Source organism: Bradyrhizobium sp. P3_C3 (genome assembly GCF_056402655.1).
In genome coordinates this window covers 13,142-37,020 of record NZ_JBFUGY010000014.1, presented here as the reverse complement: position 1 = coordinate 37,020, position 23,879 = coordinate 13,142, and the positions used below count along the sequence as shown (strand labels likewise).

Below are 23,879 nucleotides of genomic sequence, written 5' to 3'. Positions count from 1 at the left end.
GAAAGCCAAGTCTGGTCAGACCAATTTGGACTGACCAGTTTCGCGCGACCGGGGTTGGGAATGCTCTGTCGGTGGGACGATGGAGGCTGCGCGCGTGTTCGACAGCAAGCCGAATTCAGCCGAGGCGCGTGACATCGCGTTCCATCTGCACTCGCAGACCAACCCCCAGCGACATGCAGAAATCGGACCGCTGATCATGGCACGCGGCGAGGGCGTCCATGTCTTTGACGCGAACGGCAAGCGTTATCTGGAAGCGATGGCCGGGCTCTGGTGTACCTCGCTCGGCTTTTCCGAGACGCGCCTGAAAGCGGCAGCAGCGGCGGCCTACGACAAATTCGGCTTCTATCACAGCTTCAATCACAAGACGCCGGACACCACGATCGACCTCGCCGAGAAGCTGGTCGAGATCTCGCCGATCCCGGATGCTCAGGCCTATTTCGCAACGTCAGGCTCGGAAGCCACCGAGACAATGGTGAAGCTCGCCTGGGTGTATCACGCGGTTCACGGCAAGCCCGGAAAGCGCAAGATCATCGCCCGCGATCGCGGGTTCCATGGCTCGACGATCGTTGCTGCTTCGATGTGCGGTCTGCCCCGCATGCACCGCGAATTCGGTCTTCCGCTCGAAGGCTTCCTGCACACGCATTGCCCGGATGCCTATCGCGGCACGAGGCCCGGTGAGAGCGAGGCGGCGTTTGTCGGCCGGCTCGCAGCCGATCTCGAAGCACTGATCATGGCCGAGGGACCCGATACGATCGCAGCCTTCATCGCCGAGCCGATCAACGCCGGCGGCGGCATCGTCGTGCCGCCGAAGGGATATTTCGCGAGGATCGAGGCGGTGCTGCGCCGTCACGACATCCTGGTGCTTGGTGACGAGGTGGTCTGCGGCTTCGGTCGCACCGGCAATTGGTTCGGCTGCCAGACGGTCGGCATGAAGCCGGACATGGTGGCGCTCGCCAAGGGCATCACCTCGTCCTATTTCCCGATGTCGGCCGTGTTGCTGGGCCGTCCGATCCGCGACGCGCTCAGCGAGATGAACAAGGGCGGCGAGCTGTTCGGCCACGGTTTCACCAATTCCGGGCACCCGGTTGGCGCGGCGATCGCGCTCGAAACGCTGAAGATCTATCACGAGATGGATGTGGTGCCGCACGTCCGCCGCATGGGCTCAAGGCTCCGCGCCGGACTGGAGCGGATCGCGCGGGATTCGCGCATCGTCGGCCAGGTGAGGGGCGAGGGACTGATGATCGGGGTCGAGCTGGTCGCGGACCCCGCGACGCGGCAGGCCTTCGATCCCGCGCTGAAGGTCGGCGCGATGTTCGATGCGCTCGCAATCGAGAATGGCCTGATCATCCGCGCGATGGGCGACACGATCGGGTTCTGTCCGCCGCTGATCATCGACGAAGCCGGAGTTGACGAGGCGCTCGACCTGTTCGCGCGGACCTTGCTCAGCGCCGAGGCCAAGCTTGCCGAGACACGTCCATCTGCGTAACCCCTTGAGGAGACCATAGCATGCGCCGTCGAGACCTGCTCCGATCCACACTGGGCGCCGGTCTCGGCGTCGCCCTGGGCTCTAGTCTTGCGATGCCGCGGCTGGCCCGCGCGCAAGGTTCGCGCGTGCTGCGCTTCGTGCCGCAGGCCGATGCGGCTATCCTCGATCCGATGATCACGACCGGCCTCGTCAACCGCAACCATGGCTTCCTGATCTGGGACACGCTCTACGGCGTCGATGAGAAATTCCAGGTTCAGCCGCAGATGGTCGCTGGCCATACCATCGAGAACGACGGCAAGCTCTGGACGATGACGTTGCGCGACGGCTTGAAATTCCACGACGGAGAGCCCGTACGCGGGCGCGATGTGGTGGCGAGCCTGAAACGTTGGGCCGCGCGCGATGCCTTCGGCAATTCGCTCTTCAATTTGGTGGACGAACTCTCGGCGCCTGACGACAAGACCGTGCGCTGGCGTCTGAAGTCACCGTTTCCGCTGTTGCCGGAAGCGCTCGGCAAGGTCGGTGCCATCATCGCCTTCATCATGCCGGAACGTCTTGCGCAGACCGACAGCGTCACGCCGGTCAAGGAGCTGATCGGTTCCGGTCCGTTCAAATTCCAGGCCGATCAGCACGTGCCCGGCGCGCGCCTGGTGTATACGCGTTTCGATGGCTACGTGCCGCGCCCCGAGGGGACGCCGAGCCTGCTCGCCGGTCCGAAGATCGCGCATTTCGACCGGGTCGAGTGGCAGGTCATCCCGGACCCCGCGACGGCCGCGGCTGCGCTTCAGCAGGGGGAGATCGACTGGTGGGATCAGCCCATCGTCGACCTGTTGCCGAAGCTGAAGGGCAACAAGACGCTGACTGTCGAACTGCTCGACCCCATCGGCAATGTCGGCGTGCTGCGCTTCAACCATACGCAGCCGCCGTTCGACAACCCGGCCATCCGCCGCGCGGTGCTCTCCGCCATCAGCCAGAAGGAATTCATGTCCGCGGTTGCGGGCGACGACACCAGTCTCTGGCGCGACAAGGTCGGCTTCTTCGCGCCCGGCGGCATCATGGCGAACGATGCCGGCATGGACGCGCTGAACGGCCCCCGGGATATCGCCGCCGCGGCTAAGGCCATCAAGGACGCCGGCTACAAAGGCGAGAAAGTGCTGCTGATGGCGCCGGGCGATTTCCCTGTCATCGGGCAGATGAGCGAAGTCGCGGCCGATCTGTTCCGCAAGCTCGGTTTCAATGTCGACTACGCGGCGATGGATTGGGGCTCGATGCTGCGGCGCATGGGCAACCGCGAGACACCGGACAAGGGCGGATATAGCGCCTTCTGCACATATTCTGCGGGCGTCACGCAGCTGAACCCCTCGGCGCATAACTTCATCCGCGGCAGCGGTGACAAGGCGACCTTCGGCTGGGCAAAGAGCGAGAAGCTGGAGCAGCTCCGGGATGCCTGGTTCGCCGCGCCCGATGCCGCCACGCAGACGAAGATTGGCGTCGAGATGCAGAAGCAGTGCTTCATCGATGTTCCCTATGTTCCGCTTGGTGTCTTCTATCAGCCGACGGCTTACAAGAAGAGCCTGACGGGCATGCTCAAGGGCCTGCCGTTGTTCTGGAACGTGCGCGGCGCCTGAAGAGGGATTTTCGATGCTTCCGATCACCGGTTATGCGGACCGCTGGAGCGTGCGCTCCGGCGACGACATCAACTTCATGATTGCGATCAAGGGCGGCGGCCGCTATTCGGCGCGGATCGCCCGCATCATCTGTGGCGACCCGAATCCCAGGGGACCAGGCTATCGCGAGATTCCGGTCAAGTGGGACCTGGAAGGCCAGCACGATGGCATCGAGCAGACCATCGCCAAGGGCTCATGGGTCGATGTATCGGCGCTGACGCTGCCGGCGGGCCCGATCGCCTTTGCCGCGACTGTCTGGCCGACCTTGCTGGCCGCGGGCCAGCAGGCCGTGCTGAATTGGGCCGGCGCAGGCGGCTCAATGACGCTCGGCGTCGGCAAGGCGGGCGCTTTCGTCCGGCTCGTGACTGGCGGGGGCACCATCGAGGTCGAGACCGGCGTCGGGCTCACTGAGCGGGCGTGGCACGACATCGCGTGCGTGTTCGACCCGGCAACCGGATCGTTGGCGATCGCACAGGCACCGCGCAAGATCAGGCTCGATCGCGACGAGCGCGCGACGAAATCGCTGGGCGCGCCAAAGGCCGCGTTGGCCGGCACGGGGACGGCGGCGATTGCGGCGGAGCGCGCAGGCCGGGGCGTAGTCCACCATTTCAACGGCAAGATCGAACGGCCGCGTATCACCGATGGCAGCACCGACCTTGACGGCATCATCGCCGCGCAGGCTTCTGGAACGGCGGCTCCGTCCATCGCCGAATGGGATTTTTCCATCGGCATTCCGACCGACTCCGCGACCGATATCGGCGCTGCCAAGGCGCACGGCACCTGCATCAATTTGCCGACGCGCGCGATGACGGGGTCGCGCTGGACCGGCGGCGTGACGCATCGCTGGACAGAAGAACCCAAGCTCTGGGGTGCGATCCATTTCCACGACGACGATATCGGCGATTCCGGCTGGCAGCCGTCGCTGACCTTCACCGTGCCGGAGGACTGGAAGAGCGGCGTCTACGCACTGCATCTCGAAAAGGATGGCACGCGCGACAACATCGTCTTCTATGTCCGCGCCCGGATACCGGGATCGCAGGCCAAGGTGGCTTTTCTCGCGCCGACCTTCAGTTACACGGTTTACAGCCAGTATCAGAAGAAGGGCAGGCAAGCCCTGATCACGGAGCGCTCGCTGGCCTGGGGCGCGCTGGCGCAGGCGCCGGACGGCCATCCCGAGTACGGCGTCTCGCCCTACAACTTCCACTCTGACGGCAGCGGCGTGGTGATGTCGACGATGCGCCGGCCGCTGATCGACAAGCGTGTGAACCAGATCCATCTGGTCGATCCCAGCGACTACGGTTCCGGCCTCTACTGGATCTCCGCCGACAGCGCCATCACCGATCTGCTGACCCGCAAGGGTATCGACTTCGAAGTCATCACCGATCACGACGTCCATGCCGAAGGCGTCGATCTGCTGTCGAAATATTCTGTGGTTCTGACCGGGCAGCATCCGGAATATCACACCCATGAGACGCTCGACGCGCTCGGCGCCTATCTCGGCAATGGCGGCCGCTTCATGTATCTCGGCGGCAACGGCTTCTACTGGAAAGTGGTGCCGCATGCGACAGGCACCTGGGCTTTCGAGCTGCGCCGCGCCGAGGGCGGCATCCGGCTCTGGGAAACGCTGCCCGGCGAGAGCTATCACGCGTTCGACGGGTCCTATGGCGGCCTCTGGCGTCGGCTCGGCCGCCCGCCGCAGGCGCTGGTCGGCGTCGGCTTCAGCACGCAAGGGGAGTATATGGGTTTCCCCTACACCTTCCTCGATGGCATTCTCGATTCCCGCGTCGCCTTCATGCGCGAGGGGATCGAGGATCTGGCGAAGCCCGGTGCCAAGCTTGGCGAGCGCGGCTTCATGGGCGGCGGCGCGGCGGGTCACGAGCTGGATCGGGCGGACACGCGCCTTGGCACCCCGCATCATGCGATCATCGTCGGCCGCGCAGTCCTCACTGATCCGACCTATCAGCCCGTCAACGAAGAGCGCTACGACCATACCTGGCCGGCATCGCGCGAGGACATCATCCGCTCCGACCTGACCTTTTTCGAGACACCGAATGGCGGCGCGGTGTTCTCCGTCGGCTCGATGAATTTCATCGGCGCGTTGCCCGTCGACGGCTACAACAACGTGGCAGCCCTGCTGGTGACCAACATCGTCAGGCGCTTCGCCGATTCGACGCCATTCCCGGTGCCGAAGGCCCCCGCACAAGGGGGATGACCTCACGCGACGATGTTGCTCTTGGGCCGGTGCGAGAATACTCTTGGGACCTCTGCTCGAAAAAACGACAACAAGATCAAGACCCAAGGTGACTGATGGCCCGCATCAACTACAGCGACCCGATCAAGGCGTCCGACCGCACCCGCGAAATTCTCGACAAGAACCGCAACGCCAACATCTTCCGCATGATGGCGCACTCGCCGAGCTACTTTGAGCAATACTGCCGGCTCGGCGGAGCCATCCGCCACAAGGGCGAGCTCGATCCCATCGTGCGCGAGCTCGCGATCACCCGCACCGGCATTTTGTGCGAGGCGCCGTATGAGATCGTCGCGCACAAGCGCATCGGCAAGAATGTCGGCGTCACCGACGAGCAGAACGAAGCGCTGGAGAACTGGCAGGCCGCGACCTGCTTCAACGAGGTGCAGCGCGCCGCACTCGCCTTCACCGACGAGATCGTGAAGCTGAAGAAGCCGACGGATGCGACATTCAAGACGATCGCATCGAAGCTGACACCGGCCGCGCTGGTCGAGCTCCAGCTTTCGGTCGGCTTCTACATCATGACCTCGAAATTTCTGGAGACTTTTGAAATCGATCTCCAGCCTGTCACGGAAGTGGTGGGCTGATCCAAAAACTGTGGCGAGGTCTGCCGATGACGATCGATGAATACGCGGTCTGGGCCGCGAGCATTGCGAAAGTCGATGAGCATCCATCCAACGAGCGGCTGTCCTATCTCGGGCTCGGCCTCGCCGGCGAATCCGGCGAGGTCGCCGACCACATCAAGAAGCTGCTGCGCGATGACTGGCTCGACAAGGCGGGCCTCGTCGATGAGCTCGGCGACGTCATCTACTACTGGGCTTGCCTGTGCGCCGCGACCGGCCAGCAGCCGTCCGAATTGCTCAAGGCGAGCGCTGCCAAGGTCAAGCGACGGCTGAGCGAAGCCGCGAGCCGCTGACCCGGATCAGCGCGCTCACGTCGACGTCAGAATGTCGACCTTGGCATTGGCGACGATCAGGCGGTCGGCGAGCAGCTGCGCCAGATTGCGCATGATGCGCTCGGAAGCGCGCGGGTGCTGCTTGCGGAAGCGCTCGAAATCCTTCAGCGGCACCTCGAATGCGGTCGCTGCCATGTCCGCGAAAACATCGGCCGAACGCGTCGGCTCCAGCAGCGCCATCTCGCCAAAGGCCATGCCGGCGGTCAGCGTCGCCAGCCGCACGCCGTCGGGCAGGGTGACATGTACGGCGCCGCTGCGCAGGAAGAACAGGAAATCGGCGGGGTCGCCTGTCGTGATGATCTTTGCCCCGGATTGAAAGGTCCGGATCGTGCAGATCGAGGCGAGGTCGGTCAGCTCTTCCTCGCTCATGCCTGATAGCAGCGGCTGTTCGGCAAGCTCCGTGGTCTCGTGGAAATCGATCGAGCCGCCGTAACGGTAGACGATCTGGTCTTCCGCCCATTCGATCGCGGTGTCGAGCAGATAGAAGTCGCGGACGTTCTTCAGCTCCGCCGTCCATTCCCGCAGGCTGTCCCATTCCTTCGACGCACGCCTGATCCCCGACAGTACGACGGTCACGTTCAGCGCTGCCAGCTCCTCGAACGCCTCGGCAACGAGCCGCGCCCCGGCGCGCGTGGTGGAGGTGACGCGGTGGAGATCGAAGATCACGATTTGCGGCCGGGCCTGTCCGGCCAGCCTGCGCGAGACATAGTCCACCGCCGACAGCGACAGCGTGCCGACCAGCTCGATGACCCGCACCTCCTGCTCATGCCCGGCCAGAATCTCGCGCTCCTGCGGCCGGCGCACGCGCCGCGACGGGCTCTTGCCGATGTCGTAATCGGCGATGACGGCGTTGCGGGCGTCGTCGCTGCGGTTGAGCATGTGCAGGTCGTAATGCGAGGACAGCGCCTCGCAGACCTTGATGCCGCGCACGCTGTTGCCATGCTTGTCGAGCCTCGGCGAATAGCTGCCGAGCCCGAGTCGGGCGGGAAGGGCCGCGAGGATGCCGCCGCCGACGCCGCTCTTGGCGGGGATGCCGATCCGGTAGATCCACTCGCCGGCGTAGTCGTACATCCCCGACGACGTCATCACCGACAGCGTGCGCGAGATGGCGTAGGGCGTCAGCACCTGCTCGCCCGTGACCGGATTGACGCCGCGATTGGCGAGCGTCGCCGCCATCACCGCGATGTCGCGCGCCGTGACCAGCACCGCGCATTGCCGGAAATAGACGTCGAGCACGCCGGCGACATTGTCCGAGATCACCGCATTGGTCTTGAGGAGGTAGCCGATGGCGCGGTTGCGGTCGCCGGTCTGGCTCTCCGAGCTGTAAACGGCCTCGTCCACGGCGAGATCGCGCCCCGCAAAGCGGCTGAGCGCGAGCCGGATCTGCTCGAAGGCGTCCGCGCCCTTGCTGTCATAGATCAGCCCGGTACAGGCGATCGCGCCGGCATTGACCATCGGGTTGAACGGATGGTTCTCGGAATTGAGCCGGATCGAGTTGAAGGGATCGCCCGAGGGCTCGACGCCGATCGCGCTCTCGACGCGGCCGGCGCCCAGGAGGTCCAGCGCCAGCGCGAACACGAACGGCTTTGACATCGACTGGATGGTGAAGGGCACCCGGCTGTCGCCGACCTCGTAGACATGGCCGTCCAGCGTCGCGAGGCTGATGCCAAAATGGGCAGGGTCGGCCTTGCTCAGCTCGGGGATGTAGTCGGCGACGGCGCCGGAGGTCTCGGCCGAGAATTCGTTGAGACAATTGCCCAGAAACCGCAGCAAGGGCGGCTTCGAGCGGGTCCAGGCGGAAGCGAGAGGCGAGAGTGATGTCATCGCCCCTGTTGTGCAACGCAATCAGGGCACGCGCAACCCGTCGGGCACCACGGCCTGCCGCCGGACCAGCAGCAGGGCGATCAAGACCGTGGGCACGAGGATCGCGAGACCCAGCAGCGTGACCTGCATCTGCGACAGCGGCATGATCCCGCCGCCGGGGGTGGCCACGACGAAGCCGCCGATCACCAGCAGCACCCGCAAAGGCCACTCCATCAGGCCGGCGCCGCGAAGGTCGCCGACAAAAGCCTGGTAGCCCTGGATGCCGCCGCAGATGAAGACGATGCCGAAGCAGGCAAGTCCGGTCAGCCCGAATGCCTCCAGATACGGGTTGCTGCCCTGAAGCAGCAGCGCCGGATTGAGCACGAAGAAGAACGGGATGAAATAGATGATGCTGCCGACCCACATGCTCTCCCAGCCCGTCTTCATCGCGGGCGCACCGGCGATGCCGGCCGCCGCGAAGGAGGCGATCGCCACCGGCGGCGTGATCGAGGACAGCATGCCCCAGTAGAAGATGAACATGTGCACCGCCATCTTGTTCAGCCCGAGCTTCTCCAGCGCCGGCGCCACCAGAATGGCCAGGAAGATGTAGCAGGAAGTCGTGGTCAGCCCGAGCCCGAGGATCAGGCTGGTGATGGCGCACATGATCAGCAGCAGGAAGGCATCGCCGCCGGCGATGCTGAGCAGGTCGTTGGCGAGGCTCGAGATCACGCCGGTGAGCGAGAAGGCGCCGATCAGCAGGCCGCAGCCGGCGAGGATCGCGATCAGCTCGACGAAGGTCTTGCCGTTGAGTTCGAGGAAATGCAGCCAGCGCGCGCCGCCCCAGTTCTTGCCGGGGAAGAATTCGTTCAGTGCGGCCAGCAGGCACATGCCCCACAGCGCGGCGTTGAGCACGCCGAACCAGAACATCGCAGCCGTTGCCGCGATCGAACCGGCGAGCACCAGCGTATTGCCGTGCTTCCAGCGCGCCGGCCCGGACCATTGATGCAGGATCACGAGCAGCACGGAGGCATAGAACGGCGCGTGGCTCTCGCGCTTGAAGTAGAGCAGCATCACCACGAGCACGACGATCACGAAGAGATAGTACCAGCCCTCCTTGAAAGCGTCCCAGAAGCGCGGCAGCTCGGCGCGCGGCAGGCCCTTCAGCTTGTGGCGGGCGGCATAGGCGTCGACCTGCGCGAACAGGCCGACATAATAGAGGATCGAGGGGATGGTGGCGGCGAGCGCGACGTCGGCATAGCCGGTGTTCATGAACTGCGCCATGACGAAGGCGGTGGCGCCCAGCACCGGCGGCGCCAGCACGGCGCCGGTCGAGGCGCAGGCCTCGATCGCGCCGGAATAGGACGGCGTGAACCCCGTCTTCTTCATCGCGGGGATCGTCATCGTTCCGGCGGTCAGAACATTGGAGACGATGCTGCCGCCGACGGTGCCGAGCAGGCCGGAGGCGAACACGCAGACTTTTGCCGCGCCGCCGCGGAAGGTGCCGCACATCGCGAAGGCGATGTTGATGAAGAATTTGCCCGCGCCCGTCATCATCAGCGCGGTGCCGAAGACGAGGAAGCCGATCACGGTGTCGGCAAACGCCTGGATGGGAATGCCGAGCAGGCTCTCACCGGAGAGCATGTGATAGGACGTGGTCTGTGCCAGCGTCGATTGCGTGCCGCGGAACGGCCCGAGCCAGGAAGAGTCCGCAAACAGCGGATAGAGCGTGAAGGGCAGCACGCTGAGCAGCAGGCTCCAGCCGCCGGTCCGACGCAGCGCCTCCATCAGCACGAACCACATCACCAGCCCGGCGGCGATGACGTTGGCAGGCGCGCCATCGAACTCCCAGCCGAATTGCGCGGCCTTGCGGATGTTGAGCATCAGCCAGATCGCCGAACCGAAGGTCGCCGCGAACAGCAGCAGGTCATACCAGGGGATGCGGTCGAGCGGAGCCTTCTCCGACCCCGGAAAGATCAGGAAGGTGAACGGCAGCATCAGCGCGATCAGCAGGTAGAAATATTCGGTGTTGAGCTGGGTGTAGTCGATGAAAAAGCGCAGCGAGAATTGCTGGTTCACACACAACAGAATGGTGGCCGCGGTGGCCGTCATCAGCACCCAGCGCCACGCACCCTTCAGCGTACGGACGCGCGTGACCTCGGCTTCCTGCAGATCGGCGGCGGCGCCGAGATGCGGATCTGCGAACTCAACCTTCGTCGCCGGCGCTGCCGCAGTCTCTGACATCGGCGCTCTCCTCAAACAGTTCTGCGGCAGGCAGCTTGACGGTCAGTCAAACCCGTTCGGCATGTCGGCCTTGGCCAGCGCCGTGGCGCGCGCCTTCATCCAGCCCTCGAGGAAGGCCTTTTCGTCCGACGGCGGATTGGACTTGCCGTAATCCGCCCACGCCGCACCAAGCACGTCCTGTCGCTTGAACAGCTTGTTGTTGTGGGCGTCCTGCGCGTCAGACCATTGCCCGGCTTCTTTCAAGGCCTTCACTGCGCCGGGATGCACGGGCACCACCCAGTTCTTGGTCTGCCGGTCGGCGGCCAACCCGCCGGCGCCGGGCGCGGAGTCCTTGTACGCGTCATAGCTCACGATCATCGACTTGGTCATCGCATAGATCTGATCGGCCGGTTGCGAGGCATAGGCGACGAAGATCGGATAGGGGTAGTTGCCGAGCTCGATCGGCTTGTCCGGTGTGATGCCGGCGCCGCAAGTTGCCGTCTGCGGGAAGAAGAACGAGCCGACCTTCTGCATTCGCGCCCAGCCTTCCTTGTCCTTGGCGGGCAGCGGCGGCCAGACCAGACCGCGCGGCGAGGTCTCGGCTTCCTTGGCGGGGCCGGTGATGGTGGTGCCGAAGGCGGCGTCGGTGTCGTTGTTGATTAGGCCCTTCCACATCGCGCCGTAGCTCGCGAACTCGACGACCTTGACGTCCTTCTGTGTCAGGCCTGCGAAGGCGAGCACTGCGAGCGAGTTCTGGTTCAGCGCGGGCGAGCCGACGACGAAGCCGACGCGCTTGCCTTTCAGGTCTTTCAGATCTTTCACGCCGCTATCGGCTGCGACCCCAAGCGAACCGCAATTGCAATCGACGCTCGAGAGCATGATCTGGAGCGGCTGCGGGCCCCATTCCTTCGAGCCGAACTCGAACACGCCTTCCTGCGCGAAATAGGTACCCGATCCCATCGCCGATGACGCCGCGCGCTTGGCGCGCAATGGTGCAAGCCGCGCGACGTCGTTGCCTGCGGGCAGCACGCGCACATCGGTGCCGTATTTGTCCTTCATCATCTTGCCGACGCCGACCGCGATGTTGAAGCCGGCGGTGCCGGTGTCATAGGCGGTGAACGTCAATGTCGCCGGCAGCTTGATGTCTTCGGCGATTGCATAGCTTGTAGACGCAAAAGAAATGCCCGCAACCAAGGCAGGCGCGAGCATGGTCAGCCCACGAAGCATGTTTCCCTCCAATGATCCTCGCGTTTGCCGCGAAGAGTTTCATTCTTTGTTTGAAACAGTTTTTTGTTTGAAACGGATCATGTCATCGCGATCAGGCGATGGCAACGCCGTACCGCGAACGCGGCGATGAGGCAGAAAGATTGTCGCGGAAGCCACGGATAATGCAGTCAGTTCGCGACGATCGCGATCGCCTGTCCTTCGGCGACGACATCGTCGAGCTTGACCAGCAGCGATTTGATCGTGCCGCTCGCGGGCGAGGGCACAGGTATCTCCATCTTCATGGCTTCGACGACTACAACGTCATCGCCATCCGCAACGGTTCCTCCAACTTGCACGGGAGTTGCGCAGATGCGACCCGCGACCTCCGTGACGATCTTAATTTCTGGCATGCCATCGCCTTTTTGTTGTCGTTGCAAAATGCCTGAGGTAGCGTCGTCTGCAAGTGGAATTTAATTCCGCAGAGCGGAACGAACGGTAGGGAACATGGGACGACGATCGGAGCGGTTAAGCAGGCAAGGTGCGCTCGCTGGCGATGCCGGCGAGGGTGATGTCATCCAGGTGGTGTCGCGCGCGTTCGACGTGTTGCGATGCTTCGAGGGCCATGAGGCCCGACTCGGCAATCTCGAGATTTCAAATCGCTGCGGCCTGCCGCGCTCGACGGTGTCGCGGCTCACGCACACGCTGACGCGGATGGGGCAACTCGTGTACCTGCCGCGCGACCAGAAATATCGCATCGGCCCGAGCGCGGTGGCGATGAGCGCCTCGATGATGAAGGGCGCGCAGCTGCGCAGCATGATCCGGCAGCGGCTCCAGGAAGTCGCCGAGCAATTGCCAGGCACTGTCGGCTTCGTCGTCCCCGATCGCTTCCATCTGGTCTATCTCCAGTTCGCGCGCTCGGCCTCGGCGCTCGGCCTGCACGAGGGCACCGGCAGCCGCATCTCGATGGCCTCGACGGCCGCGGGCGCGGCCTACACGGCGGCGCTAGCGCGTGAAGTCGGCGATGCCTTCATTACGGACATGGAACGGGAAGCGCCCGAAGCTGCAAAGATCCTGCGGCCCCGCATCGAGGCCAACAGGCAGTCGTTGCTCGAGCGCGGTTATGTCACGGCCTGCGGCCTGTGGAGCCCGCACATCAACGGCCTCGCGGTGCCGATCTGGTCGCCGCAATACCAGACCTTCGTCGTCATCACGATCGGGCTGTTGTCGTCGATGTATGACGAGCAACGTCTGCATGCGGAAGTCGCGCCGTTGATGGTCGCGCTCGGCCGCTCGCTCGGAAGCCTGATGGAGGGCGCCGAAGGTGATGTCTTCAACAACMGCATCTCGCGCAAACCGGTCGCAATGGCCGTGCATAACAATAACAAGCCGATCAATTCGGAGGGAGTGAATGAACTGGAAGCCGGAACTCGACGAGCTCGCCCGGCGCGAAGCCTTCGCGCGGGAGATGGGCGGCGTTGACAAGGTCAAGCGTCAGCATGACCAGGGCCGACTGACTGTTCGGGAGCGTATCGACAGACTGATCGACAGCGGCAGCTTTCACGAGATCGGTGCCGTCTCCGGCATCGGTGAGTACGATTCCAGCGGCGAGCTGCAGAAATTGACGCCGGCGAACTGCGTGTTCGGCCGCGCGCGCGTCGAAGGCCGCACGGTCGTCGTGGTCGGCGACGATTTCACCGTCCGCGGCGGCTCGGCCGATGCGTCGATCTCGGCCAAGCCGTTGATGGCGGAGGAGATGGCGCACGACTTCCGTCTGCCCATCGTCCGCATCATCGAGGGCTCCGGCGGTGGCGGCTCGGTCAAGACCATCGAGACCAAGGGCGCGGCCAATCTGCCGGGCGGCATCGGCGGCACGCGCTGGTATCGCTTCACGACGGAGAATTTGTCGCGCGTGCCGGTCGTCGCGCTCGGTCTCGGCTCGGTCGCGGGCTTGGGCGCGGCGCGCCTTGCCGCCAGCCACTATTCCATCATGACCCGGAAGTCCGCGATGTTCGTCGCGGGGCCGCCGGTGGTGAAGGCGCTCGGGCAGGACCTCTCGAAGGAGGAGCTCGGCGGTGCCGACATCCAGACCCGCGCCGGCGCGGTCGATCACGCCGTCGATACGGAAGAAGAGGCGTTCGCCTGCGCGCGGCGTTTCCTCTCTTACCTGCCGTCATCGGTCTACGAACTGCCGCCGACCTTGCCCTGCACCGACAATCCGGAGCGCACCGAAGAAGCCCTGATGAATGCGGTGCCGCGCAACCGCAAGCAGGTCTACAAGATGCGGCCGATCGTCGAGCAGGTCGTCGACAAGGGCTCGTTCTTCGAGGTCGCCAAGAATTTCGGCAAGCCAATCATCGTCGGTCTCGCCCGGCTCGAGGGCAGGGCGGTGATGGTGCTTGCCAGCGACAGCTTTCACTATGGCGGCTCGTGGACCGCGGATGCGTGCCAGAAGGTGGTGCGCTGGGTCGACTTCGCGGAAACCTTCCACCTGCCGATCGTCTATCTTATGGACTGCCCGGGCTTCATGATCGGCCTCGATGCCGAGAAGGCGGCCACCATCCGCCACGGCGTCCGCGCCATGGCCGCGGTCAACCAGACCACCGTGCCCTGGTGCACTGTGATCCTGCGCAATGCCTTCGGTGTCGCCGGCGTGGTGCATCAGCCGGCCGACCGCTTCTCGATCCGCTACGCCTGGCCGTCAGCCTATTGGGGCTCGCTGCCGCTCGAAGGCGGCATCGAAGCCGCCTACCGCGCCGACATCGATGCGGCCGAGGACAAGGCGGGCAAGCTCAACGAGATCCAGGAACGGCTGAACAAGCTGCGCTCGCCGTTCCGCTCCGCCGAAAAATTCTGGGTCGAGGAGATCGTCGATCCCCGGAAGACGCGGTCGCTGCTGTGCGAGTTCGCGAGGCTGGCCGAGCCGCTGCGGAAGGCGGGGCCGCCGGAGAACATGACGATCAGACCGTAGGTTGCGGTCATTGCGAGCAACCGTGCGCGCGAAGCGAAGTCCCGATGACGGGCTCCGCGAAGCAATCTAGACGTTACCCGCGGAGGCCGTCTGGATTGCTTCGTCGCTTCGCTCCTCGTGGAGCGGCGCGGTGCAAGTCGTGATGCGTGGAACCATTTCCGGCGCTGTGCATTCAAACGCGCATGAGGAACCTGTATTTCGGCATCGGGGCTCTCGCCGCCGCGCTGGTTCTCTTTACGGTTTGGCTGGGCCAGCATGAACGGGAGGCATCAATCGATCGCCTCGAGCAATGGGTGATTCCACGCCCGCCACCTGAGCGCTAAAGGAATCGCGGCCGTCACTGACGGCCCTATCGAAATACCCGCAAACACATTCGTTGTAAGCCGCCACGGAAACGGCCACGCCTTCGGCCGGACAGATCGACATTTTAGACCTGCCGGGGATGTCACTGCCGCCGGTCTTCAGCGGCAGCGACATGAGGATTGACGATTAGCGCTTGGGCAGCGAGGCCATCACTTCGCCCGCGTCGCCATCCTCCAGACAGGGTGTGACGGTCAATGGGAGCAGGTCAGCCCACTGTGCGAGCCAGCGATACATCGCCTTTGGATCGCTCGATTCAGAGATCGCAAATCCCTGTCCGTTCATGCCATGCCACCGGCCCAGCATCTTGACGCCTTCGGGTGGCGCTCCGCCGGTTTCCAGAAAACGGCTGACGGCTGCATTGAAGGTGCCTTGAGGTACACTCCAGGTTGTAATGAATTTCATGCGATTCTCCCATAATCTGAACTATTGGATGAATGCCGCGGCTGCGCCGCCCGCGCACAATAGCGCTGGCATGTCGAATAACAACGGCGAATGAAGCCGTGGGTTAGTGCGATGGAGGCGCCGTAGCGGACTTGGTCGTGTGTCACCGGCGTCCGCCGGAGAACATGACGATACGGCCGTAGCGGCGCGAACGGGGAACTCATTGGGGCTGCCGACCTATCCCGTCTCTGATAAGATCATCTCGGGAATGAGACCGGGAGGGCTCGCTCATGTCGGCTGTCGATGCGAAGATCGTCCGCACCATGTGTCCGATGAACTGCCACCCGACGTTTTGCGGAATGCAGGTTGAGGTCGAGAGCGGTCGGCTCAAGACGCTGAGCGGAGACAAGGATAATCCGGACAGTGCCGGGTTTCTTTGCGTTCGCGGGCGCGCGACCAGCGAGATCTTCGGCAATCCGAAGCGACTGCTCTACCCCCAGATTCGCGACGATCGCCGCACCGACATCTGGCGCCGGGTAAGCTGGGACGAGGCGCTGGATTTCATGGCGAAGCGGATGCGGTCGGCTGGGCCCGAGGCGGTGGGTCTATGGGCGGGGCATGGCGGCTTCACCGTGGGCAGTGCCGTGACGGTGCAGTTGATGCAGCGTTTCGCGCATATGTATGGATGCCAGAACTGGCATCCTGCAATGGTCTGTTGGGGGCTTGGCGGTTTTGGAGTGGGTCTGACGGGCGCGCTCAAGGTCAATACCAAGGAGGATATGGCTGAGAACTCGAACATGATCGTGCTTTGGGGCGCGAACATTTCGAGTCAGCCCAATACCGCCCGTCATATCGTCGCGGCTCGGCGTCGCGGGGCAAAAGTCATCACGATCGATGTAAGGAGAACGGAAGCGGCGGCTCAATCGGATGAAGTTTTCCTGATCCGCCCTGGATCGGACGCTGCGTTCGCTTTGGCCGTCATGCACGTCATCGTCACTGAAAAGCTCTATGACTCTGAGTTCATCGAAGCGCATACCGTCGGCTTCGCGGAATTGTCGTCTCACGTTCTGCCCTTCACGCCGGCCTGGGCAGCAGCCGAGACCGGTCTTGAGGAAGGCCAGATTGCGTCGTTCGCCAGAGCGTACGCGTCCACGCGACCAGCCATGATCCTTCTCGGCGGCAGCTCCATGCACAAGAGTGCCAACGGCTGGCACGCGGCGCGTGCGATCAGCTGTCTGCCGGCGTTGACCGGCAATTTTGGGGTTGCAGGCGGCGGTCTCGGCCCACGTCATGGCGCCCACAGTGCGGCCATGTGCAATCTGAATACGGGTGTGGCACGCGCGCCGGGCAATTATGTTGCCAATCAAATGCCCGACATCGCAAAGGCCTTGTCCGACGGGCAGCTCAAGGTTTTGCTCCTGCTGGGGACCAACATGCTGTCGTCCTTCGCGGACGCCGGTGAAATCTCCCATGGTCTCGACAAGACGGGTCTGGTCGTTTGCGTCGATCTGTTCATGAATGAAACGGCGCGGCGTTTCGCCGATGTGCTGCTGCCTGGAACCGCCTGGCTCGAGGAATTGGGATTTAAGGTGACGAACACGCACCTCTATCTGATGGAGCGCGCACTGGAACGGGAGGGAGAGACGCGCCCGATCTATGAAATCCTGAGTTCTTTGGCAGACTCCCTCGGGCTTGCTGACTTCTTTCCGTGGGCGTCGATCGAAGAGGTGATCGATGTCATCTTGAATGACACGACAACCGGCCATGCGACTGTTGCGTCGCTGCGCGCTGCCGGTGGCTTTTTGCCTCTTAACGTGCCCGCGGTCGCCTATGCGGATCGGAAATTCGATTCACCGTCCGGGAAGATCGAATTCTGCTCGCCGCAGGCGGCAAGGCTCGGGCTTCCGCCGCTTCCGGTGCACGGCGGCGACCAGGCTTCGTCCTATCCGTTGTCGCTGAGCTTCGGAAGGACGCTGACACATTTTCATTCGTTCTATGACGAGGGCCAGGCTCTCCCGGCATTGGCAAAGCACAATGTCGCCCCGCAACTCTGGATATCGCCGGTGGATGCAGAGGCGCGTCAGCTCAGCAACGGGGATGCGATCAGGATTTACAATCAGCGGGGCGAGTTCGCGGCAAAGGCCTGCGTCACCGACGACGTCAAGCCCGGGGTGGTCTGGATGCGCGATGGCTGGGTTGGCCTCAATCATCTCACGTCCGGCGACGCGGTCCTGACCGGAGACGCTCTCAGTCTTTTTCACTTCTCCGTAGGCCAGTCCGACTACGGCGCCCGCGTGGAGGTCGCGCGAAGGCAGGCATCGTTGTAGACGAGGCTATCCGGCGTCGATCACAGCCGCAGCACCTTGCCTGGATTCATGATGTTTTGCGGATCGAGCGCGCGCTTGATGGTGCGCATGATGTCGAGCTCGGTCTTCGAGCGGTAGTGACTGAGCTCGTCGAGCTTGTCGATGCCGATGCCGTGCTCCGCCGAGATCGAGCCGCCCATGGAAGTGATGAGATCGTTTACGGCCCGCGTGATGGCGGACGAATATTGGGTCAGCGTCTGCTGATCCATGCCTTTGGGGCCCATGAACGAGAAATGCAGATTGCCGTCGCCGATGTGCCCCAAAGGATAGGGGCGAATGGTCGGAAGAATGTCGAACACGGCCTTCAGCCCCTGGTCGATGAACCCGGGAATCCTGGAGATGGCCACCGACACGTCGTAGCTCAGTCCCGGCCCCTCGGCACGGGAGGCCTCGGCGACACTTTCCCGGATGCGCCACATGTTGCGCGATTGACCGACCGTCTGCGCCAATGCCGCGTCGAGCACGCGGCCGGCCTCGAGCTGATCGGCGAGAAACTGCTCCAGCTTCTCGGTCATGCCCTCGGTCCCGTCCTGCCGGGCCCGCGAGGACGACCATTCAAGCAGGAGGTACCATGGCGTGTCCGCCTTGAGAGGATCCTGGGTGCCGGGAATATGGCGCAGCACCATGTCGATGGCGCTGCGGCTCATCAGCTCGCAGGAGCCGACATTGTCCCCTGATGCGGCATGGGCTTCGGACAGGATCTCCAGCGCCGCGCGCGGATCGCGGATCGCCAGCCACGCCGTGCAGACGTCCTTCGGCGCCGGCCACAGCTTGAGGACGGCCTTCGTGATGATGCCCAGCGTTCCCTCGGCGCCCATGAAAAGGTGTTTGAGGTCGTAGCCCGTGTTGTCCTTCTTGAGCGCACGCAGTCCGTCCCAGATGTCCCCGTTGGCCAGCACGACTTCGAGCCCCAAGACGAGATTGCGCGCATTGCCATAGCGGAGCACCTGCACGCCGCCGGCGTTGGTCGACAGGTTGCCGCCGATCATGCATGAGCCCTGGGCGCCAAGGCTGAGCGGCAGGAACCTGTCGTGACGGCTTGCGGTCTCCTGAAGCGTCTGGAGAACGCAGCCGGCCTCGACCGTCATCGCGTAACCGACGGCATCGACGTCCAGCACGCGGTTCATGCGGCCGAGCGACAGCACGATACCGGTGTGCGCCGGCCAGGGCGTGGCCCCGCCCATCAGACCGGTGTTGCCACCCTGCGGCACGATCGCGACGCCGTGCTCATGGCAAAGCCGGACGACTTTGGAGACTTCCTCGGTGCTGCCAGGACGAACGACGGCGCCCGCGCCGCCAACCAGCAATCCGCGCCAATCCGTCACGAACGGCTGCTTGCCGTGCTCGTCCTCGATCAGGCCCTTCTCGCCGACGATCGCGCGCAACGCGTTGCGCATCCGGGCGGTCAAAGGAGCGGTCGGGATGGTGGGTAGGGACGACGGGAAGGCAGCCGGCATTTTGTTTCCCCTGGCGCATCTTGGTGTGCACTGCGCACGTGACGTGCAGGGGTATTCTCCACGTTTGCGGCGGGGAGTCTAATGGCAATATGTCTCGAAGCGGAGGACCGTGGACGAACGCGCCGAGCAGGTGCCCGTCACCGACGGCGCTTGGTCTCGGCCGAGCGGAATTCTAGTGGATGATCTGGTTCAGGAAGCCCTTCGCCCGTTCCGTGCGCGGAGCCCGGAAGAATGTCTCCGGATCCGCTTCTTCCACGATGCTTCCGCGATCCATGAAGACGACCCGATCGGCGACCTCGCGGGCGAATCCCATCTCGTGCGTCACGCAGACCATCGTCATTCCATCTCGTGCCAGCTCGACCATGGTGTCCAGCACTTCCTTGACCATCTCGGGGTCGAGAGCGGACGTCGGTTCGTCGAACAGCATGATCTTGGGCTGCATGCACAGCGCCCGCGCGATGGCGACGCGTTGCTGCTGGCCACCCGACAATTGTGCGGGATACTTGTCCGCCTGATCCTGGATGCGGACCTTCCGCAGCAAGCCGAGTGCGCGATCGCGCGCTTCCGCCTGCGAGATGCCGCGAACCTTCATCGGAGCCAGCATGCAGTTCTCGGCGACCGTGAGGTGCGGAAAGAGGTTGAAGCTCTGAAAGACCATCCCGACCTCGCAGCGCACGCTGTTGATGTCGGCCATGCGGTTGCTCAATTCGACACCGTCGACGACGATCCTGCCGCCGTCGTGTTTCTCGATATGGTTGATGCACCGGATGAGCGTCGACTTGCCGGAGCCCGAAGGGCCGCACAGCACGATCTTCTCGCCCTTGCCGACCCTGAGATTGACGTCGTTCAGCGCATTGAATGCGCCGAATCGCTTCATCACGTTCTCGACGAGCACGATTGCACTGGGCTGCGTGGCATTGCTGACAGTCGCTTGAGGCATGTTCGTCTCCCAAATACGAGGCCGTTTGGTATCCCGATGATCATCGTGCCGTGGCAAGGCCATATCGCTTGCGAAGGGTGGCGACGCACTGGGAGGCCACCGAGCTGATGACGAGGTAGGCCACCGCGACGACGAGGTACATCTCGACGAGACGTCCATTGAGCTGTGCGAGCTTGGAAGCCGCGCCCAGAAGATCCGTCAACGACAGCACGTAAACGAGAGACGTGTCCTGAAACAGGATGATCGTCTGGCTCAGGATGATCGGGCTCGCCACGCGAAAGACTTGCGGCAGGACGACATGGCGGTAGGTGTCGTAGGTCGACAGCGCGAGCGCCTGGCAGGCCTCGAACTGCCCCTTGTTCACGGCCCGCAGTCCGACGCGGATGATCTCGGAGTAGTAGGCGGCTTCAAACAAGCCAAAGGTGATGAACGCCGTGTAGGTCGCCCCGATCGGGACCGGGCGGCCGTTGCCGCTCAGGTGCCCAAGCACGATCGGCACCAGGAAGAAGAACCAGAAGAGAACCAGGATCAACGGGATCGACCGGATGATCGCGACGTAGCCGCGAACGATCTGCGCGAACACCGGGACCTCGAAGTGCTGTACCAGCGCAAGACAGGTTCCGAGCACCATGCCGATGGCGAATGCGGCCGCCGTGAGCGAAAGCGAGAAGAGCAGGCCCGACCAGAGATAAGGCCACGACTGCGCGACGATCGAGAAATCGAGGGTATTCATTTCACGGTCTCCATGGCGCCAGGCAGAGCGCTGCCTTGCTGCATGTCGGCGGCGAGATCCTGTTCAGCAGTGAGCTTCACCGGGGCGCTACCCGGAATCCTGAAGGCCTTGTCGATGAGCGTCATGATCTGATACGCAACCAGCGCCAGGCAAAGATAGATGATCGTCGCCGCGCCGAATGCCGAGAATGTCTGGAACGTTGCCTCGCTGATCTGGCGCGCCTGTGCGGTCAGCTCCATCAAGCCGATCGTGAGTGCGACAGAGGTGTTCTTGTATATTCCCATCACCTCGCTGGTGAGGCTCGGCACGATCAGGCGCAGAGCCTGCGGCACGACGACGTAGCGATAGGTGAGGTAGCCGCTGAGGCCGAGAGCATTGGCGGCCTCGATCTGCCCCTTAGGAAGCGCTTCGATGCCGGCCCGGACCTGCTCGGCTATCCGAGACGCCGTGTAGAGTCCCAGGCAAAGGAGTGCCGGGAAGAACGATGCCCAAGGCGGCGGCATCTGCTTGATGGCATTTCCGAGCGTGGCCGGCACCACCTCCGGGAAAACAAAGTACCAGAGGAACATCTGCACCAGGACAGGGATGTTTCGGAATATCTCGACGTAGAGCCGGGCCGGAATCGAGATGAAACGATTCTGGACCGTGCGGCCCACGCCGACGAACACGCCGATACCGAAGGCGATCCACCAGCCGAAGAAGGCCAGAGCCAGGGTCCAACCGAGACCCGACAGAAGCCAGTCGATATAGCGCTGGCCGTCTGCCGCCTGTTCAAAAAGCACTCCGAACATCGCGAGCCTCCGGGTTGCAGGTGCGGACGAGGATGACTTTCCGGGACGATCAGCTCCGTCAATCAGTCGACGGCATCGCTGGGATGTGCGATCCGCTCCATCAACTCGTCGGTGAGTGGGAATGCGAGGTTCTCACCCTTGGGCGGGATCGGCCTGGTGAACCATTTCGCGTAGGTCTTCTCGAATTGGCCGGATGCCATCTGCTTGGAGAGAACGTCGTCGACGAGCCTCTTGAAGCCGGCGTCGCCCTTGGTGAACATCAGCCCATAGTAGATCTTCGCGTAACCCTCGGAAAGGAACAGGAGCGCGTCCGGATTCGGCGCCGCAGCCTTGAGCCCGGCGAGAAGGATATCGTCCTCCATGAAGGCGACGGCACGGCGGGTGTTCAGCATGAGGAAGGACTCCGCATGGTCCTTGGCCTGGACGATGTTGAGGCCGAGCTGCGCCTTGGCGTTGACGCTCTGCGCGAAACCTACTGCGTTGGAGCCTTGCGTAGCGACAACCGTCTTGCCTTTCAGATCGCCGGCGGTCTTCACGCCACTGGCGGCCTTGACGAGCCAGCGCGGCTGGCTGACGAACGTTGCGACCGAGAACGAGACCTGTTCCTGCCGCTTCTTGTCGTTGGCGGTGCCGCCGCATTCGATGTCGACAGTCCCGCTCTGGATCAGGGGAATCCGGTTCGAGGAGTTTACCGGCGTGTAGTTGACCTTCAGACCGGGCAACTTCAGCTCCTCCTTGATGCGATCGACGATCGCCGCGCAGAGATCGAGCGAGAAGCCGATCGGCTTCTGGTCCGGCCCGAGGTACGAGAACGGTATCGAAGCCTCACGGTAGCCGATCGTGATCGATCCGCTGGATTTGATCTTGTCGAGCGTCGGGCTGTCGGCTGCCGCGGCCGGACTTGCGTTGACAGCCAGGAGCGCCGGGAGAAGTCCCAATAGCTGAACGAGCTTCTTCATGGTTCTTGCCTTCCCATCGTTTGTCAAACTCAAGCTGCGACGGATGGGCGTCCGAGCCCTCGCCGGCGGATGACGTCGATCAGGCGATCGATGTCGGTGGCAGTGTTGAACATGCCGAGCGAGACGCGAATGCCATCTCGTTCGGGCGACACGCGCACGCCGTTCTCCTCGAAATGGCCGAGCCAGTCTGCCGCGGGCAGGGCGATGACGTAGATGTGCGGAGCGCGATGCTTGCGTTCGCGCGGACCGACGAGGCGGACGCCCAGCTCGTCCAGGCGCGCAATCAGGTGATCGCCGAGATCGAAGCAGTGGTTCTGGATGTTCTGCACCCCGATCTGCTCGATCATGTCGAGCGAGGCACCGAGGGCGTGGACTGCGGGCAGATTGAAGTTGCCGAGCTCGAAGCGCCTGGCGGCCGGCGAGGGCGCCATCCTGTCGGCACGCGCGATGAGATCGCTCGGGATCTCGGCGAGGCTCGCAGCCGCCAGATAGGCCGGCTCGAGCTCTTTGAGCGTCTTGTCCCAATAGAGCAGCCCGAGCCCTTGCGGAACCAGTAATCCCTTGTGGCTGCCGGAGCCGATGAAGCTTGCGCCGATCGCCTTGGCGTCAACAGGCACGACTCCGATGGCCTGCATCACGTCCACTACGAAGTGGAGCTTGTTCCTGACGCACATCGCGCCGACGCTCTCGATGTCAAAGCGGTGACCGGCGTGAAAAGTCACATGCGACATCGAGATCGCACGCGTCCTTTCGTCGATGAAGGGAGCAAAGCTGTCGGCGTCGACGACCTCCGTCATTGGGATGAAGCGGATCTCGACGTCTTTCCGTTGCAGATTGAGGAACGCGTAGGCGTTGTTCGGATGATCGCCGTGGATCATCAGAACGTTGTCGCCGGCGCGCAGCGGCAGTGCATTTGCCGCAATGTTCATGCTTTCCGACGTGTTTTTCGTGAAGGCAATCTCGTCCGCCGTCACACCGAGAAAGCGGGCGACCTTGGCACGGGTCTGCTCGACCCGATCGAGCCAGATGCTCTTCGGACCGGCTGTCTCGAAGCCCTCGCGCAGGAAAAGCTCGATCGCGGCCTTCACGGGACGCGCGAGCGGCGTTTGAAACCCGGAGTCCAGATAGACCATCCGTTCGACGGCGGGGAATTCCTTCCTCACGGCGTCCACGTCGTAATGACGAGACATGCACATCTCCTGTTGAGCGCGCCGGCAGAACTTGGCTCCCGGCCAAGCGGCGGAGCGCGATTTTCGGAACGGCGAGACCGCACTGCACAATTTCTGGTCAATCGCCGGTGACGCCAAGAATATGAGCTTTCAGGATTTCGACAATCAAT

At 63.5% G+C, this 23,879-nt stretch carries 19 protein-coding genes; 8 read left to right on the top strand and 11 right to left on the bottom strand.

What is annotated here, in order from left to right; translation table 11 throughout:
• Nucleotides 1-79: 79 nt before the first annotated feature.
• From AC1DW2_RS18095 to AC1DW2_RS18075, 5 genes are all read left to right on the top strand, one after another.
• Nucleotides 80-1,486, top strand: coding sequence for an aspartate aminotransferase family protein (locus AC1DW2_RS18095; protein ID WP_477006808.1), 1,407 nt, complete (start codon nucleotides 80-82; stop codon nucleotides 1,484-1,486).
• A 20-nt stretch (nucleotides 1,487-1,506) separates the two neighbouring features.
• The gene (locus AC1DW2_RS18090; protein ID WP_477006807.1) at nucleotides 1,507-3,111 is read left to right on the top strand and encodes an ABC transporter substrate-binding protein; all 1,605 of its coding nucleotides are present in this window, start codon (nucleotides 1,507-1,509) and stop codon (nucleotides 3,109-3,111) included.
• 13 nt (nucleotides 3,112-3,124) lie between these two features.
• Entirely contained in the window at nucleotides 3,125-5,362 is a 2,238-nt protein-coding gene (locus AC1DW2_RS18085) for a N,N-dimethylformamidase beta subunit family domain-containing protein (RefSeq protein ID WP_477006806.1), read from the top strand.
• Between the two features lie 95 nt (nucleotides 5,363-5,457).
• Complete coding sequence (locus AC1DW2_RS18080) at nucleotides 5,458-5,985, top strand: carboxymuconolactone decarboxylase family protein (protein ID WP_441268275.1); 528 nt, start codon at nucleotides 5,458-5,460, stop codon at nucleotides 5,983-5,985.
• A gap of 26 nt (nucleotides 5,986-6,011) precedes the next feature.
• The gene (locus AC1DW2_RS18075) at nucleotides 6,012-6,314 is read left to right on the top strand and encodes a nucleoside triphosphate pyrophosphohydrolase family protein (protein ID WP_477006805.1); all 303 of its coding nucleotides are present in this window, start codon (nucleotides 6,012-6,014) and stop codon (nucleotides 6,312-6,314) included.
• Between the two features lie 15 nt (nucleotides 6,315-6,329).
• On the opposite strand, the gene glsA is transcribed toward AC1DW2_RS18075, so the two are convergent.
• From glsA to AC1DW2_RS18055, 4 genes are all read right to left on the bottom strand, one after another.
• On the bottom strand, nucleotides 6,330-8,177 hold the full coding sequence (glsA, locus tag AC1DW2_RS18070) for a glutaminase A (RefSeq protein WP_477006804.1): 1,848 nt from the start codon (nucleotides 8,175-8,177) through the stop codon (nucleotides 6,330-6,332).
• A gap of 21 nt (nucleotides 8,178-8,198) precedes the next feature.
• Nucleotides 8,199-10,397: a TRAP transporter permease gene (locus tag AC1DW2_RS18065; RefSeq protein WP_477006803.1), complete on the bottom strand. Its 2,199-nt coding sequence runs from the start codon at nucleotides 10,395-10,397 to the stop codon at nucleotides 8,199-8,201.
• A 42-nt stretch (nucleotides 10,398-10,439) separates the two neighbouring features.
• On the bottom strand, nucleotides 10,440-11,603 hold the full coding sequence (locus AC1DW2_RS18060) for a TAXI family TRAP transporter solute-binding subunit (protein WP_477006802.1): 1,164 nt from the start codon (nucleotides 11,601-11,603) through the stop codon (nucleotides 10,440-10,442).
• 167 nt (nucleotides 11,604-11,770) lie between these two features.
• On the bottom strand, nucleotides 11,771-11,992 hold the full coding sequence (locus tag AC1DW2_RS18055) for an acyl-CoA carboxylase biotin carboxyl carrier protein subunit (protein WP_135214343.1): 222 nt from the start codon (nucleotides 11,990-11,992) through the stop codon (nucleotides 11,771-11,773).
• Nucleotides 11,993-12,086: 94 nt separating this feature from the next.
• On the opposite strand from AC1DW2_RS18055, the gene AC1DW2_RS18050 reads away from it, so the two are divergent.
• Nucleotides 12,087-13,061 (top strand): IclR family transcriptional regulator, encoded by a 975-nt coding sequence (locus AC1DW2_RS18050; protein ID WP_477006801.1) that lies wholly within the window; start codon nucleotides 12,087-12,089, stop codon nucleotides 13,059-13,061.
• The gene (locus tag AC1DW2_RS18045; RefSeq protein ID WP_477006800.1) at nucleotides 12,991-14,550 is read left to right on the top strand and encodes an acyl-CoA carboxylase subunit beta; all 1,560 of its coding nucleotides are present in this window, start codon (nucleotides 12,991-12,993) and stop codon (nucleotides 14,548-14,550) included. Before AC1DW2_RS18050 ends, AC1DW2_RS18045 begins: the two co-directional genes overlap by 71 nt.
• A 489-nt stretch (nucleotides 14,551-15,039) precedes the next feature.
• On the opposite strand, the gene AC1DW2_RS18040 is transcribed toward AC1DW2_RS18045, so the two are convergent.
• Nucleotides 15,040-15,315, bottom strand: a complete 276-nt coding sequence (locus AC1DW2_RS18040; RefSeq protein WP_038941960.1) for a DUF3303 domain-containing protein — start codon at nucleotides 15,313-15,315, stop codon at nucleotides 15,040-15,042.
• A gap of 269 nt (nucleotides 15,316-15,584) precedes the next feature.
• On the opposite strand from AC1DW2_RS18040, the gene AC1DW2_RS18035 reads away from it, so the two are divergent.
• Nucleotides 15,585-17,621 (top strand): molybdopterin-containing oxidoreductase family protein, encoded by a 2,037-nt coding sequence (locus tag AC1DW2_RS18035; protein WP_477006799.1) that lies wholly within the window; start codon nucleotides 15,585-15,587, stop codon nucleotides 17,619-17,621.
• A 20-nt stretch (nucleotides 17,622-17,641) separates the two neighbouring features.
• Here AC1DW2_RS18035 and AC1DW2_RS18030 read toward each other — a convergent pair whose 3' ends face one another.
• The 6 genes from AC1DW2_RS18030 to AC1DW2_RS18005 form a co-directional block, all read right to left on the bottom strand.
• The gene (locus tag AC1DW2_RS18030; protein WP_477006798.1) at nucleotides 17,642-19,117 is read right to left on the bottom strand and encodes an FAD-binding oxidoreductase; all 1,476 of its coding nucleotides are present in this window, start codon (nucleotides 19,115-19,117) and stop codon (nucleotides 17,642-17,644) included.
• Nucleotides 19,118-19,289: 172 nt separating this feature from the next.
• The gene (locus AC1DW2_RS18025; RefSeq protein ID WP_441268269.1) at nucleotides 19,290-20,057 is read right to left on the bottom strand and encodes an amino acid ABC transporter ATP-binding protein; all 768 of its coding nucleotides are present in this window, start codon (nucleotides 20,055-20,057) and stop codon (nucleotides 19,290-19,292) included.
• Nucleotides 20,058-20,097: 40 nt separating this feature from the next.
• Nucleotides 20,098-20,790 (bottom strand): amino acid ABC transporter permease, encoded by a 693-nt coding sequence (locus AC1DW2_RS18020; protein ID WP_477006797.1) that lies wholly within the window; start codon nucleotides 20,788-20,790, stop codon nucleotides 20,098-20,100.
• Complete coding sequence (locus AC1DW2_RS18015) at nucleotides 20,787-21,581, bottom strand: amino acid ABC transporter permease (RefSeq protein ID WP_247311993.1); 795 nt, start codon at nucleotides 21,579-21,581, stop codon at nucleotides 20,787-20,789. Before AC1DW2_RS18015 ends, AC1DW2_RS18020 begins: the two co-directional genes overlap by 4 nt.
• A gap of 62 nt (nucleotides 21,582-21,643) precedes the next feature.
• On the bottom strand, nucleotides 21,644-22,540 hold the full coding sequence (locus tag AC1DW2_RS18010) for an amino acid ABC transporter substrate-binding protein (RefSeq protein WP_477006796.1): 897 nt from the start codon (nucleotides 22,538-22,540) through the stop codon (nucleotides 21,644-21,646).
• A 29-nt stretch (nucleotides 22,541-22,569) separates the two neighbouring features.
• Nucleotides 22,570-23,730 (bottom strand): aminotransferase class V-fold PLP-dependent enzyme, encoded by a 1,161-nt coding sequence (locus AC1DW2_RS18005; protein ID WP_477006795.1) that lies wholly within the window; start codon nucleotides 23,728-23,730, stop codon nucleotides 22,570-22,572.
• Between the last annotated feature and the right edge of the window lie 149 nt (nucleotides 23,731-23,879).

Bases quoted from the DNA above. Each gene is read 5' to 3' on its own strand.
- AC1DW2_RS18095 (WP_477006808.1), top strand. From the start codon at position 80: ATGGAGGCTGCGCGCGTGTTCGACAGCAAGCCGAATTCAGCCGAGGCG.
- AC1DW2_RS18090 (WP_477006807.1), top strand. From the start codon at position 1,507: ATGCGCCGTCGAGACCTGCTCCGATCCACACTGGGCGCCGGTCTCGGC.
- AC1DW2_RS18085 (WP_477006806.1), top strand. From the start codon at position 3,125: ATGCTTCCGATCACCGGTTATGCGGACCGCTGGAGCGTGCGCTCCGGC.
- AC1DW2_RS18080 (WP_441268275.1), top strand. From the start codon at position 5,458: ATGGCCCGCATCAACTACAGCGACCCGATCAAGGCGTCCGACCGCACC.
- AC1DW2_RS18075 (WP_477006805.1), top strand. From the start codon at position 6,012: ATGACGATCGATGAATACGCGGTCTGGGCCGCGAGCATTGCGAAAGTC.
- glsA (WP_477006804.1), bottom strand. From the start codon at position 8,177: ATGACATCACTCTCGCCTCTCGCTTCCGCCTGGACCCGCTCGAAGCCG.
- AC1DW2_RS18065 (WP_477006803.1), bottom strand. From the start codon at position 10,397: ATGTCAGAGACTGCGGCAGCGCCGGCGACGAAGGTTGAGTTCGCAGAT.
- AC1DW2_RS18060 (WP_477006802.1), bottom strand. From the start codon at position 11,603: ATGCTTCGTGGGCTGACCATGCTCGCGCCTGCCTTGGTTGCGGGCATT.
- AC1DW2_RS18055 (WP_135214343.1), bottom strand. From the start codon at position 11,992: ATGCCAGAAATTAAGATCGTCACGGAGGTCGCGGGTCGCATCTGCGCA.
- AC1DW2_RS18045 (WP_477006800.1), top strand. From the start codon at position 12,991: ATGAACTGGAAGCCGGAACTCGACGAGCTCGCCCGGCGCGAAGCCTTC.
- AC1DW2_RS18040 (WP_038941960.1), bottom strand. From the start codon at position 15,315: ATGAAATTCATTACAACCTGGAGTGTACCTCAAGGCACCTTCAATGCA.
- AC1DW2_RS18035 (WP_477006799.1), top strand. From the start codon at position 15,585: ATGTCGGCTGTCGATGCGAAGATCGTCCGCACCATGTGTCCGATGAAC.
- AC1DW2_RS18030 (WP_477006798.1), bottom strand. From the start codon at position 19,117: ATGCCGGCTGCCTTCCCGTCGTCCCTACCCACCATCCCGACCGCTCCT.
- AC1DW2_RS18025 (WP_441268269.1), bottom strand. From the start codon at position 20,057: ATGCCTCAAGCGACTGTCAGCAATGCCACGCAGCCCAGTGCAATCGTG.
- AC1DW2_RS18020 (WP_477006797.1), bottom strand. From the start codon at position 20,790: ATGAATACCCTCGATTTCTCGATCGTCGCGCAGTCGTGGCCTTATCTC.
- AC1DW2_RS18015 (WP_247311993.1), bottom strand. From the start codon at position 21,581: ATGTTCGGAGTGCTTTTTGAACAGGCGGCAGACGGCCAGCGCTATATC.
- AC1DW2_RS18010 (WP_477006796.1), bottom strand. From the start codon at position 22,540: ATGAAGAAGCTCGTTCAGCTATTGGGACTTCTCCCGGCGCTCCTGGCT.
- AC1DW2_RS18005 (WP_477006795.1), bottom strand. From the start codon at position 23,730: ATGTCTCGTCATTACGACGTGGACGCCGTGAGGAAGGAATTCCCCGCC.